The 13,447-nt window shown below is 63.1% G+C and carries 11 protein-coding genes; 8 read left to right on the forward strand and 3 right to left on the reverse strand.

The window, feature by feature from the left end; all coding sequences use genetic code 11:
• Positions 1 to 64 precede the first annotated feature (64 nt).
• The 4 genes from GJ672_RS06055 to GJ672_RS06070 all read left to right on the forward strand — a co-directional run bounded on the left by GJ672_RS06055 (position 65) and on the right by GJ672_RS06070 (position 4,784).
• Positions 65 to 1,564 (forward strand): FAD-linked oxidase C-terminal domain-containing protein, encoded by a 1,500-nt coding sequence (locus tag GJ672_RS06055; RefSeq protein WP_154296357.1) that lies wholly within the window; start codon positions 65 to 67, stop codon positions 1,562 to 1,564.
• Positions 1,564 to 2,646 carry a glycolate oxidase subunit GlcE gene (gene glcE / locus GJ672_RS06060; protein WP_154296358.1) on the forward strand — a complete coding sequence of 361 codons (1,083 nt, stop codon included), beginning with the start codon at positions 1,564 to 1,566 and terminating at the stop codon, positions 2,644 to 2,646. Before GJ672_RS06055 ends, glcE begins: the two co-directional genes overlap by 1 nt.
• A 3-nt stretch (positions 2,647 to 2,649) precedes the next feature.
• On the forward strand, positions 2,650 to 3,873 hold the full coding sequence (glcF, locus tag GJ672_RS06065) for a glycolate oxidase subunit GlcF (protein WP_154296359.1): 1,224 nt from the start codon (positions 2,650 to 2,652) through the stop codon (positions 3,871 to 3,873).
• A gap of 74 nt (positions 3,874 to 3,947) precedes the next feature.
• A complete protein-coding gene (locus tag GJ672_RS06070) occupies positions 3,948 to 4,784 on the forward strand; it encodes a sulfurtransferase (protein WP_154296360.1) in 837 nt (278 codons plus the stop codon).
• Between the two features lie 16 nt (positions 4,785 to 4,800).
• Here GJ672_RS06070 and orn read toward each other — a convergent pair whose 3' ends face one another.
• The gene (gene orn, locus GJ672_RS06075; protein ID WP_154296361.1) at positions 4,801 to 5,361 is read right to left on the reverse strand and encodes an oligoribonuclease; all 561 of its coding nucleotides are present in this window, start codon (positions 5,359 to 5,361) and stop codon (positions 4,801 to 4,803) included.
• Between the two features lie 86 nt (positions 5,362 to 5,447).
• On the opposite strand from orn, the gene rsgA reads away from it, so the two are divergent.
• From rsgA to GJ672_RS06095, 4 genes are all read left to right on the forward strand, one after another.
• Positions 5,448 to 6,347, forward strand: coding sequence for a ribosome small subunit-dependent GTPase A (rsgA, locus tag GJ672_RS06080; RefSeq protein WP_154296362.1), 900 nt, complete (start codon positions 5,448 to 5,450; stop codon positions 6,345 to 6,347).
• Between the two features lie 216 nt (positions 6,348 to 6,563).
• The gene (locus GJ672_RS06085) at positions 6,564 to 7,526 is read left to right on the forward strand and encodes an ABC transporter substrate-binding protein (protein ID WP_154296363.1); all 963 of its coding nucleotides are present in this window, start codon (positions 6,564 to 6,566) and stop codon (positions 7,524 to 7,526) included.
• An 82-nt stretch (positions 7,527 to 7,608) separates the two neighbouring features.
• Entirely contained in the window at positions 7,609 to 8,631 is a 1,023-nt protein-coding gene (locus GJ672_RS06090) for a proline/glycine betaine ABC transporter permease (RefSeq protein ID WP_154296364.1), read from the forward strand.
• Between the two features lie 18 nt (positions 8,632 to 8,649).
• Positions 8,650 to 9,711 (forward strand): glycine betaine/L-proline ABC transporter ATP-binding protein, encoded by a 1,062-nt coding sequence (locus GJ672_RS06095; protein WP_154296365.1) that lies wholly within the window; start codon positions 8,650 to 8,652, stop codon positions 9,709 to 9,711.
• Between the two features lie 73 nt (positions 9,712 to 9,784).
• On the opposite strand, the gene katG is transcribed toward GJ672_RS06095, so the two are convergent.
• Positions 9,785 to 11,962, reverse strand: coding sequence for a catalase/peroxidase HPI (gene katG, locus GJ672_RS06100; RefSeq protein ID WP_154296366.1), 2,178 nt, complete (start codon positions 11,960 to 11,962; stop codon positions 9,785 to 9,787).
• 172 nt (positions 11,963 to 12,134) lie between these two features.
• Positions 12,135 to 13,430 carry a D-amino acid dehydrogenase gene (locus GJ672_RS06105; RefSeq protein ID WP_154296367.1) on the reverse strand — a complete coding sequence of 432 codons (1,296 nt, stop codon included), beginning with the start codon at positions 13,428 to 13,430 and terminating at the stop codon, positions 12,135 to 12,137.
• Positions 13,431 to 13,447 lie beyond the last annotated feature (17 nt).

The raw sequence follows: 13,447 nt of genomic DNA on the forward strand, positions 1-13,447 counted from the left end.
GCCTCCTTGAGCCATTGGGAGGACTCAGGTAATTTGGTCAGACCAAAAACGAGGAGGAGGCGCCATGGCCGCTCATGCCCTATTTCGCGCGGAAGATACGCGCTTCGAGGTGGATGTTGATCCCCTCATCGAGGCGCTTCGGGCGGTCCTCCCGGGCGAAGGACTGATCGTTCACGAATCCGGCCGGCGCGCCTATGAATGCGACGGGCTCGCCGCCTATAAGCAGCTGCCGCTGTTGGTGGCCGTTCCGGAGACCGTGGAACAGATTCAGGCGGTGCTACGGCTCTGTCATGAAGCCGGGGTGCCGGTGGTAACCCGCGGAGCCGGCACCAGCCTCTCCGGCGGCGCCCTGCCCCATCCCCAGGGTTTGCTGCTGGCTCTGGGCAAGTTCAATCGGGTGAAATCCATTGACCCGGAGCGGCGCATTGCCCGCATCGAGCCAGGCGTCCGCAACCTGGCCATCTCCGAGGCGGCGGCCCCTTATGGCCTCTACTACGCGCCGGACCCCTCATCCCAGATTGCCTGCACCATCGGTGGCAACGTCGGTGAGAACGCGGGTGGCGTGCACTGCCTGAAGTACGGCCTGACGGTTCACAACGTGCTGTCAGTGAACATGCTCACCATGGATGGCGAATTCACCACCATTGGCAGTGCGGCGCTGGACACCCCGGGCCTGGACCTGCTGGCCCTGCTGCACGGCTCGGAAGGCATGCTCGGGGTCATCACCGAAGTCACCGTCAAACTGTTGCCCAACCCGTTGACCAAGCAGGTATTAATGGCGTCGTTTGACGACGTCGAAAAGGGCGGCCATGCGGTGGCCGACATCATCGCCCGGGGCATTATCCCCGGTGGACTGGAGATGATGGACGGCGCCGCCATACAGGCAGCGGAAGACTTTGTGCAGGCGGGATATGACACCGATGCGGCAGCGATCCTGATCTGCGAACTGGATGGCAGCGCCTCCGAAGTTGAAGACCAGATGGCGGTGGTTCGGGCCTGCCTGGATGATCACGGTGCCAGCCGCATCCAGGTGGCGGCGGATGATGAAGAAAAGGCCCGCTTCTGGGCGGGACGCAAGGCGGCGTTCCCGGCGGTGGGTCGGCTGTCGCCGGACTACTACTGCATGGATGGCACCATTCCGCGGCGACAGCTGGCCACGGTTCTCCGCCGGATCAGTGAACTGAGCGCCGAGGAAGGCCTGGAAACCGTTAACGTCTTCCACGCCGGCGATGGCAACCTCCACCCGCTGATCATGTTTGACGGCAACCAGCCGGGGCAGCTGGAAGCCGCCGAGCGGGTGGGCAGTCGTATTCTTCAGCTCTGTGTCGAAGTGGGTGGCACCGTCACTGGCGAGCATGGTGTCGGCATTGAGAAGATCAACGAGATGTGCGTGCAGTTCGCCAGCGCCGAGATCGAGCAGTTCCACGCCATTAAAAATGCCTTCGACCCGGAGGGATTGCTAAATCCCGGCAAAGCCATCCCCACACTCAATCGCTGTGCCGAATTCGGCCGGTTGCATGTTCACAACGGCGAACTGCCTCACCCGGAGCTGGAGCGGCTCTAATGACCGACCAGGAGCGGACAGAGGCGCTACAGGCCCAGGTGGCGGAAGCCGCAGGAAGCGGGCGGGCGCTTCGAGTGGTTGGCAGTGGATCCAAGGACTTCTACGGCAACCCGGTCGAGGGCCAACCGCTGGAACTGGCCAGCCATCGCGGGGTGATCAATTATCAGCCCACGGAGCTGGTGCTCACCGCCCGGGCTGGCACGCCCCTGGAGGAGATCCAGGCCCTGCTTGCCGACAACGGCCAGTGGCTGGCCTTTGACCCACCACGATTCGATGGACCGGGTACCCTGGGTGGCGCCGTCGCCGCGGGGCTCTCCGGTCCGGGACGCCCCTATAACGGCGCGGTCCGTGACATGGTGCTGGGCATGCGGCTCATTAATGGCCGCGCCGAGGTCATGCGCTTTGGCGGCGAAGTCATGAAAAATGTCGCCGGCTACGATGTGTCGCGACTGAACACCGGCGCCCTGGGAACGCTGGGCGCCATCCTCGAAGTGTCGGTGAAAGTGCTGCCAAAGCCGGAAGCCACCGCCACCCTGGCTCTGGAGCGCCCGGCGACGGACTGCCGGGCCTGCAGCGAGGAATGGGTCCGCGGTGGCCGGCCGGTCACCGGGGTGGCTCATGATGGCGAGCAACTGCGGGTGCGGCTTGCCGGTACACCGTCCGCCGTGGACGATGCCGTCAAGGGCATTGGCGGCGAAGTCATGAACCCGGCCGAGGCGGATACGTTCTGGTCCTCGTTACGGGATCACCAGCATCCATTCTTTCAAAAGTCGGACAGGCCCGTCTGGCGTCTATCCCTGCCACCGGGGGCGGACCCGAAGCCTTTCGGAGGCGATCAGTTCGTTGACTGGGGCGGTCAACAGGTCTGGCTGACCGGCGATGTTGACCCCACCGTATTGCGACAGCAGGCCGCTGATGCCGGCGGCAGCGCCACCCTGTTTCGTGGACAGATGGCCGACCTTGAGGCCTTCCCGCCACTGGACGCGGTCAAGACCCGATTGCATGCCGCGCTCAAGGACGCCTTTGACCCCGAACGCATCTTCAACCCCGGGCGGCTGTACCCGGAGACGAAGGAGCACTAGCCCATGCAGACCCAACTGGCGGATTCCATTAAGCACACGGCGGCGGGCCGGGAGGCGGATGCCATCCTGCGCAAATGCACCCATTGCGGCTTCTGTCTGGCCAACTGCCCAACTTATCGGTTGCTGGGTGACGAGCTGGACAGTCCGCGGGGCCGAATTTACCAGATCAAGCAAGTGCTCGAGGGCGAGGCGCCCACGGAGAGCACCCAGCTCCACCTGGATCGCTGTCTCACCTGTCGGGCCTGCGAGACCACCTGCCCGTCGGGTGTGGAATATGGCCGCCTCGCGGATCTTGGCCGGGAGATTGTCGAGCAACAGGTCCCCCGGTCCGGCATGCAGCGCACCCTCCGCCTGGCGCTGCGGACGGTGCTGCCGCGCCGGTCGCTGTTCAGCGCCCTGCTGACGCTGGGGCGCTGGACCCGACCGCTGGTCCCGGGGGTGCTGCGCAAAAAGATCCGTCCGCGGCGTTCCGCCCTGCCCTGGCCGTCTGCTGACCGGCACCCTCGATTCGTTCTGATGCTGGAGGGCTGTGTCCAGCCCGGCCTGGAACCGCCGGTGAACCCCCAGACCGCCCGCGTCCTGGACGGGCTGGGGATCGGCGTCACCCGTACCCGCGAGGTGAGTTGCTGTGGTGCCATTGATCAGCATCTGGGCGCACCCGCGACGGCCGCTGACCGCATTCGGGCCAACATTGACGCCTGGTGGCCTCATATCGAGGCCGGTGCCGAAGCCATTGTCGTGAATGCCAGCGGCTGTGGTGCCCAGGTCAAGGATTACGGTCACCTGCTGGCCGATGATGATGACTATGCGGACAAGGCCGCCCGGGTGAGCGAACTCTGTGTCGATCCGGTGGAGCTGCTGGAGCGGCATGCCGATGAGCTGGTCCCCGCCGAGGACGCTCCGCGACGGATCGCTTTTCAGACCCCCTGCACACTCCAGCATGCCCAAAAGCTCAACGGCCGGGTGGACAAGCTGCTGGCCCGCATCGGCTTCGAGCTAACGCCGGTGCCGGATTCACACATTTGCTGTGGTTCTGCCGGGACCTATTCCGTCCTGCAGCCAAAACTCGCCGAGCAACTTCGCGCCCAGAAACTCGAGAATCTGTCCACGGGATCCCCCGAGATGATTGCCACCGCCAACATTGGCTGTCTGGTGCATCTGGACGAAGCCTCCGAGATACCGGTGCGTCACTGGCTGGAGTTGATCGAGGCCAACCCGGCGTCTTGAACCGGGACGCCGCCGGGTCCATCGGCGTGCGTTGCTATACTGCTCGGCATTCTGGAAACCGATGAGGCAAAGGGATGACGGAGCAGGCGTTGCCGCGGATCATCGACACCCACACGCTGGCCAAACAGCCGCCAAAAGACCATTGGCTGATCATTTTCGTCGGCGATGAGCCCGCCCATGCCGCCGGGCATATCCCCGGGTCGGTCTGCCTCGACTATGGCTGGCTCAATCGCCAGCAGCCACCCGCTGCCGGTCTTCTCCCGGATCTCGAGAGCCTCGCCGACTTGCTGGGTTCGCTGGGCATTACCCCCGACACCCATGTGATCGCCTACGACGCCAGCGGCAATGGTCGTGCCTCCCGACTGCTCTGGACCCTGGACTGCATCGGTCATCCGCACTGGTCGTTGCTGAGCGGAGGCCTCATGGCCTGGCAGGCGGACGATTACCCCCTCGAAACCGGCCTCGTGCCGTGGTCCTCCGCTCCGCCCTATCCGGTGCCAGCGGCCCCCACCCCGGCCCTCGCCCGCCGGTCGGATGTCATGGCGAGCATCGATATGCCGGAGGTGATGGTCCTGGACGCCCGCTCGCCCATGGAATACGCCGGCGCCGATGTGCGCGCCGCCCGGGGCGGGCATGTGCCCGGAGCGCTGAACCTCGAATGGACACAGAACTTTGATGCCGACAATGCCACCCGCCTGCTGCCGGCGGAGACATTGATGGCCATGTACCAGGACCTGGGGCTCACCCCGGACCAGGAGATCATCACCCACTGCCAGACCCATCATCGGTCTGCGTTGACCTATGTGGTCCTCCGTCATCTGGGGTTTGCCCGCGTCCGGGGCTACGATGGCTCCTGGTCAGAATGGGGCAATGACCCGGATTGCCCGGTGACAGCGGGCACCGAGCCCTAGATGGACAAGGGATGGATCAGCCGCGGCGCGCCGCCCCGCAGAACAGATGCTCGCGATAGTGCTCGAGCTCGCGGATGGAGTCGCGGATGTCATCCAGTGCCAGATGCGATGACCGCTTGGCGGTCCCCTCCGCCACCGCGGGCAGCCAGCGCCTGGCCAGCTCCTTCAGGGTGCTGACATCGATGTGCCGGTAGTGAAAATGGCGGAGCAGTGCCGGCATGAACCGGTGAAGAAAACGCCGGTCCTGGCAGATGCTGTTACCGCACATGGGCGACACACCGGTCGGCACCCACTGCTCCAGAAACGCCAGCGTTTGACGTTCTGCCTCGGCCTCGCCGATGTCACTGTCCCGCACCCGCTGCAGGAGGCCGGATCCACCGTGCTGGCGCTGATTCCAGTCGTCCATGGCCGCCAACACGGACTCCGGCTGGTGAACCGCCAGCACCGGCCCCTCGGCCAGGATATTCAGTTCCGCATCGGTCACGATGGTGGCGATCTCGATGATCCGGTCGTTGTCCACGTCCAGACCGGTCATCTCCAGATCAATCCAGATCAGGTTGTTCGCCGAGTGGCTCATCCTTCTCCCATGCCTGACTGCTCTCAACGGCCCGCAGTCTATCAGAGCAACGGCCGGCACTCGGCGCAGTGCGAGTGGGAAAGCCCATGACGCCCAGCGCCGACACCGCCCGTGTGGTCATGAGCACGGGCAATCATTGCGTGGTGGAAACCGATCAGGGCGACCTGCGCCGCTGCCAGCTGCCCAGCCGTCGCCACGCCCGGCCGGTCTGTGGGGACCGGGTTCAGTGGGACGACACCGACGGGACACCCACGGTCCGACGCGTGCTCGAGCGAGACAATGTCATCGAGCGCGGCGATTTCCGCGGCCATCCGCGACCCCTGGCGGCCAACATCCATCGCATGGTGCTGGTCATGGCGCCAGCCCCCACGCCGGACACCCTGCTGGCTGACCGCTACCACGTCCTGGCCGCTGCCATCGAGGTGCCCCTGACAGTCTGGATCAACAAGGCGGATTTCGGGGAGGGCCTGGCTACCCCGGCGGTCCAGCGCCTGCTGTGTGAACACTGCCCCGGGGACACACGGTCGCTGGCCGGCAGCGCCACCACCGGTGAGGGCATTGATGATCTCGAAGCCCTGATTCAGGGAGAGACCATCATTCTGGTGGGCCAGTCCGGGGTCGGTAAATCGTCCCTCACCCAGCGCCTGATCCCCTCGCTGGACCTGCGCATCAACACGCTCTCCGCACTAAGCGGCCAGGGCCGCCACACCACGACCACCACCCGTTTGTTCAGCCGTAACCGACAGTTTGCGGTGATTGACTCGCCGGGTGTGCGCACATTGCGCCTTGATCACCTGGATATTGCCGACGTGAACCGCGGCTTCCCGGAGATCGCCGCCGCCGCCCGCGGTTGCCGATTCCGCGACTGCCACCACGGCACGGAACCAGGGTGTGCGGTCAGGTCAGGACTCAAGGCCGGAACCATCCATGCCCAGCGCTTTGACAACTGGCGTCAACTGATGCGGGAAGCCGGGGGCTTTCAATGATCAGTAAAGTTGATCTATAGTTAAAGACAAGTTGAAACCGAGGACCCGGTCAGAACGACCTTAAGCCGTAAATAGTGCTACAGCACATTAGCCTCTCTCCCATTTCCCCCTCATCAGGCAGCGACCGGCGGCTCTCGAGCGACCTCCGTCCCCGCCTGATGTATTCCTCCGACCGCAATCCAACGATTTCCATCGCTTAGCAAAACGGAGAAAACCATGAAGAAGCGTTCTCTATACGCACTGGCCTTAACCGGCGCCATGCTGCCCATGGCCGCCAACGCGGAATGTGGTGACGTGTCCGTCGCCGAAATGAACTGGACCTCCGGTGGCATCATCACTGGCGTGACCGCTTTCCTGCTTGAGCAGGGCTATGGCTGCAACGTCACGGTGATTCCGTCGGCCACCACCACCGCGATCACCTCGCTGGCCGAGAACAATGAGCCGGACGTAGTGCCGGAGCTCTGGGTCAACTCGGCTCCCGTATTCTTCCGCCTGGAAGAAGAAGGGCGGGTCTTGAAGGCCTCGGATTCTTTCTCTGACGGCGGCACCGAGCACTGGCTGGTGCCGGATTACCTGGTGGAAGAAAACCCGGAGCTGGCCACCATTGAGGGTATTCTGGACAACCCGGACGCCGTCGATGGGGTTTTCCACAGCTGCCCGGACGGCTGGGGCTGCCGCATCGTGAGTGACGCGCTGGCCGAGGCCTTTGATCTCGAGGGCAATGGCATCGAGGTGTTCCACCACGGCTCCGGCGAGACCCTGGCGGGCGCCATGGCTTCTGCCTACGAAAACCGTGAGCCCTACTTTGGCTACTACTGGGGCCCCACCGCTCCGCTGGGCGCCTACAACTACGTCAATGTCGACCTGGGCCCTTATGACCAGGCCATCCATGACTGCAACCAGGACGTGGATTGCAACGAAGTGGGCGTGTCCAGCTTCCCGGCCGCTGACGTGTTCAACGTGGTAACCACCGACTTCGCCGATCGCGAGCCAGCGGCGTTCGGCCTAATCCAGAACGTCAGCTTCGAGAACGATCAGATGAGCGAGCTTCTGGCTTGGCACGGCGACAACAACGCCAGCGTCGATGAAGCCGTTGTCTACTACCTCCAGAACAATCAGGAGCAGTGGATGAGCTGGCTGAGCGACGACGCGCGGGCCAACCTCGAGGACCTCTTCTAAAAGACGGGTTTCGAGCATTAGGAACGCCGGGGTGGCCTGACCGCCCCGGCGTTTACTGTTTCCAACATTCGGGGATCCGGCTATGGCCACCTACGATTTCGTCTTTGACCGCCTCGGGCTTCGCAACTGGTGTGGAGAGAAAACCGGCGGCAACATGAGCATGCAAGACCTGCTACGGCAGCGCTCCGGCGACACTTCAACTTCTATTTGGGAGCTCCCCTTCCCGTCCCTGGACAATCTTCACGACGCCTGTCCGGCCGTTGCCCAGACTCGCAACCTCACCAGTGGTCTGGAGAGCGGCTTTCTGGGGGCAAGAGACAGCCTCCGTTTCATTCTCGACCCCATCACACAGCCACTGAGCTGGTTCCTGAATGGCGCATTGAACCTGTTTCAGACCGTGCCCTGGTGGATCATGATCCCGGCCCTGATGGCGGTGGTGTTCGTGGCCTCCAAATCCATGCGTCTGGTTGCCATGGTGGCGATCATGATTCTCTTCCTGGCCTTTATTGACCACTACGATTACGCCATGCAGACACTGGCCATTATCTTTGTCTGCTCACTGATCTGCGTGCTGCTGGGGGTGCCCATCGGCATCGCCATGTCACGAAGTAACGGCCTCCAGCGCGGGGTCATCCCGGTGCTGGACATGCTCCAGACCCTGCCGCCATTCGTCTATTTGATTCCCTTGATCTTCCTGTTCTCGGTGACCGAGCCCAAGCTCTATGGCATCGCCATCATCCTCTACGCCATCGTGCCGGTGATTCGCCTGACGGATCTGGGGATAAGGCTGGTGGACAAGGACGTGATCGAGGCGGCCGATGCCTACGGCATGACCGACCGACAGAAGCTCCGCGGGGTGCAGATCCCGCTGGCGTTACCGAACATCATGGCCGGGGTCAACCAAACGATCATGATGAGCCTGGCGATGGTGGTGATCGCCTCCCTGGTATCGGCGCCTGGTCTGGGCGTTCTCGTTCTGCGGGGCATTCGCAACCTGGAGCTGGGTGTGGGGCTGATCTCCGGCCTTGGCATCGTGCTGCTCGCCATCATTCTCGACCGGACGACCAAGGCCGCCCTGGCCCGGGTCAACACGGCCCAGCGTTAATGGAGCGGGACGAACGCAATGACTGACAACATCAAAATCTCCATCAAGAATCTGTACAAGATTTTTGGTGATGATCCGGCCTCGGCCTTAACCCGGGTCCACGCCGGTGTCGGCAAATCCGCGCTCCTCGAGGAGCACGGCCATGTGCTGGGCCTTCAGGACATTAACGTGGATATGGTGGATGGGCAGATTACCGTCATCATGGGCCTGTCCGGCTCGGGCAAATCGACGCTGATCCGTCACCTCAACCGCCTGATTGACCCCACGGATGGTCAGGTACTGGTGGACGGCGATGACGTCATGGGCTATGACCAAGAGACCCTCCGACAGCTACGTCGTCACCAGATGTCCATGGTGTTCCAGAAGTTCGCGCTGCTGCCCCATCGCACGGTGGCCGAGAATGCTGCCATGCCCCTGATCGTGCGGGGTGAAGACAAAGGCCCCGCGCTGCAGGAGGCCAGCAAGTGGCTGGAGCGGGTGGGGCTTCAGGGCAACGACAACCAGCACCCTCATCAGCTCTCCGGCGGCATGCAGCAGCGGGTGGGTATCGCCCGGGCGCTGACCTCCAACTCCGACATCATGCTGATGGACGAGGCCTTTTCCGCACTGGACCCGCTGATCCGCACGGATATGCAGGACCTGCTGCTGGAATTGCAGACGGAGCTGCACAAAACCATCGTTTTCATTACCCATGACCTCGATGAGGCGCTGAAGCTGGCCGATCACCTGGTCATCCTCAAGGATGGCTATATCGTCCAGCAGGGTGAGCCTCAGGAGATCCTGCTCAAGCCCAATGACCCGTACATTGTTGATTTCATCAGCGACATCAACCGGGCCCGGGTGCTGCGTGTGCGCTCGGTCATGCACCCCACCACTGATGCGGCGGAACACTCCTTTGCCGGTGAAGTGGATGGGGACAGCAACCTCGAGTCGGTGATCGCCGAATCCGGCGGCGACACCAACTATGTCTACCGCGTCATGAGCAACGGCGAGCAAATCGGCGTGCTGGACATGAAGGATCTGGTCAAGGCCCTGGTGCCCACCAGCGCCGCCGAGGACGGGTTGCGCGGCAAGGTCTGACGCTTTTTCCAAGCCATAAAAAAACCCCGCCAGCTCAACAGCCGGCGGGGTTTTTTATTGGGCAACGGCTGCCTCAGGCCTCGAGATCGAAGCGGTCGGCGTTCATCACCTTGGTCCAGGCATTCACGAAATCCTTGACGAACTTCTCCTGGTTGTCGTTCTGGGCATACAGCTCAGAGTAGGACCGCAGAATCGAGTTGGATCCGAACACCAGGTCCGCCCGGGTGGCCGTCCACTTGAGCTCATCGGTCTGACGATCCCGTACCTCATAGCGATTGCTGGCCACCGGCTTCCAGGTGTTGCCCATATCGCAGAGGTTGACGAAGAAGTCATTGGTGAGCGCGCCCTCACGATCCGTGAACACACCGTGCTTCGAGCCACCATGGTTGGTGCCCATGGCACGCATGCCGCCCACCAGCACCGTCATTTCCGGCCCGGTGAGTCCTAGCAGCTGAGCGCGGTCCAGCATCAGCTCCTCGGCACTGACCACATAATCCTTCTTCATCCAGTTGCGGAAGCCGTCGGCCTCCGGCTCGAGGACTTCGAAGGATTCGGCGTCGGTCTGCTCCTCGGAAGCGTCACCCCGTCCCGGCGCAAACGGCACGTCCGTGGAGAGACCGGCCGCCCGGGCGGCCTGCTCCACACCGACATTACCGGCCAGCACGATGACATCGGCCAGGCTGGCGCCACTCTCGCGAGCGATGGGCTCGAGAACGCCAAGGACCTTCTGCAGCCGCTGCGGCTCATTGCCTTCCCAGTCTTTCTGAGGTGCCAGACGGATCCGCGCCCCATTGGCACCACCCCGCAGGTCGGATCCCCGGAAGGTACGGGCACTATCCCAGGCGGTGGCCACCATTTCGCTGACGCTCAGCCCACTGTCGGCGATTTTGGCCTTGACCGCATCCACGTCGTAATCGGTGCTGCCCGCCGGGACCGGATCCTGCCAGATGAGGTCTTCGTCGGGTACGTGTGGGCCGATGTAGCGGGCTTTCGGGCCCATGTCGCGATGGGTCAGCTTGAACCAGGCCCGGGCGAATACCTCGGAAAAGTACTCCGGGTCATTGTAGAAGCGCTCGGAGATCTTCCGGTAGGCCGGATCCTTGATCATCGCCATGTCCGCATCGGTCATGATGGGGTTAAGGCGAATGGAGGGATCCTCCACGTCCACGGGCTTGTCTTCTTCCTTGATGTCCACCGGCTCCCACTGCCAGGCACCGGCCGGACTCTTCTTGAGCTCCCAGTCGTAATTGAACAGCAGATCGAAATAGCCGTTGTCCCACTGGGTGGGATGGGTGGTCCAGGCGCCTTCAATGCCGCTGGTGACCGTGTCGCGGCCGACGCCCCGGGTGCTGTGGTTGTTCCAGCCCAGGCCCTGCTCTTCAACGTCAGCGGCTTCCGGGTCGGGACCCAGCAGTTCGGCATCGCCATTGCCGTGACATTTGCCCACGGTGTGACCGCCAGCGGTCAGCGCCACCGTCTCTTCGTCGTTCATGGCCATGCGCGCGAAGGTGACGCGGACCTGCTCGGCGGTTTTCAGGGGATCCGGATTACCGTTCACCCCTTCCGGGTTCACGTAGATCAGCCCCATCTGCACCGCGGCCAGCGGATTCTCCATGGTCTCCGGCTGCTCGACGTCCTCATAACGCTCTTCACTGGGCGCTAGCCATTCCTTCTCGGAACCCCAGTAGATGTCCTTTTCGGGATGCCAGATGTCCTCGCGACCATAGCCAAAGCCGAAGACTTTCAGGCCCATGGACTCGTAGGACACCGTGCCGGCGAGAATGATGAGGTCGGCCCAGCTGACCTGGTTGCCGTATTTCTGCTTGAGAGGCCAGAGCAGGCGCCGCGCCTTGTCCAGGTTGGTGTTATCCGGCCAGGAGTTCAGGGGCGCGAAGCGCTGATTGCCGGTCCCGCCGCCACCGCGGCCGTCTGACGTCCGATAGGATCCGGCGGCGTGCCAGGCCATGCGGATCATCAGACCACCATAGTGGCCCCAGTCCGCCGGCCACCAAGACTGGCTGTCCTTGAGCAGGGCGTGCATGTCGTTCCACAACGCCTGGTGGTCGAGCTTTTTCACTTCCTCGCGGTAGTTAAAATGCTCGCCCAGGGGATTGGTCTTGCTGTCGTGCTGATGGAGGATGTCGAGGTTAAGCGCATTCGGCCACCACTCCATGTTGTCGCTGCCTTCGGTGGTGGCGCCGCCATGCATAACCGGGCATTTGCCCGCCTTGTCCATGTCCGCTGCTGCCATATGACTGATGCTCCTGTCGTTCAAAACGAGGGTTGAGTGAATTCGAGGGGCCCCCGGCCCCGTAACGCCATCCGTTATAACAGACACAGCGCTAAATGGAATTTGTCTGGGCCAATCACAGGGATTGACCCCGGTTATGAGACAGGGCGTCTGCGGTTGATCCGGCCTATGATCAGGCGGCGCTGGACGCCTTGGTGACCGTCCAGTCCGACGATCGCCCGGCGCGGGCCCGGGCATCGCCGGCGTCCACCGGCAATTGCTGGAGCACCGCATCCGCCACGGTCTCGGCGGTGATCGCGGACAGAGTCCAGCCCAGGTGCCCGTGCCCGGTGTTATAAAACACATTGGACTGCTTGCCAGGGCCCACCCGCGGCATCATGTCCGGCATCATCGGCCGCAGCCCGGCCCAGGGAATCACCCGATCCGTCCGAACACCCGGGAAGTAGCTCTCGCACCATCGCACCAGCGGCTCGACACGGTCAGAGCGGATATCCAGATTGAAGCCGTTGAACTCGGCGGTCCCGGCGATACGGAACCGGTCTTCGCCCAGACGGGAGGTCACCACTTTGGCGTCATCATCCAAAAGGCTCACCCAGGGGGCGGCCTGACGGCTTTCCTCATCATCCAAGGAAACCGTGATGGAGTAGCCTTTGACCGGATAGACGTTAACCCGATCACCTAGCTGGCGCGCAATCCGTCGACTGTCGACGCCGGCGCAGACCACCACGGCGTCGAACGACTCGGTCTGCTGCTCCTCGCCCTGCTGCCAGCGGATATCCACCCCCCGGTCATGGCGGCTGACCTGATGGATCTCGGTCTCGAAGCGCATGTCCGCGCCCTCAGCCTGGCATCCGTCCGCCAGCCCGCGGGTGTAGCGGTGGATGTCACCGGTAAAGTCGCTTTCGGTGTAATAGCCGCCCACAAAGTCGCCCTCGAGGGTGGGCTCGAGCTGGCGAATTTCCTCCGGGGTCACCGCCCGACGCTCCAGTCCACCCGCAGCGAGCATACGAGTCACTTCACCCGCGTGATCAAACTCTTCGCGGGTTTTGTAGAAGTGCAGAATGCCGCGTTGCACGCAGTTGAAATCGACGCCATGGCGCTCGGCCTTCTCCAGCAGGATCTCACGAGCCGCAATGGCCATGCGGGCGGTTTCGGTGGTGTTGGCTTCGTAATGGGGAATGGCCCGGATGAACTCGGCCATCCAGCTGTATTTGTGCCAGCTGGGCCGCGGGTTGACGAGCAGTGGCGCGTTCTTCTTTGCCAGCCACTTCAGGCCCTTGAAGACCATCGCCCAGCGGTTCCAGGTCTCAGCATTGGAGGCCGACAACTGCCCACCATTGGCATAGGAGGTCTGCATGGCGGGGTATCGATTGCGGTCGAACAGGGTGACGTCGAAGCCGCGGTCCATCAGACTGGAGACGGTGGTCACGCCGGTTACGCCGGCGCCAATGACAGCGATGCGGGTCATGGTGATTCCTCCGTGAC

Source organism: Spiribacter sp. 2438 (genome assembly GCF_009676705.1).
Classification (GTDB): domain Bacteria; phylum Pseudomonadota; class Gammaproteobacteria; order Nitrococcales; family Nitrococcaceae; genus Spiribacter.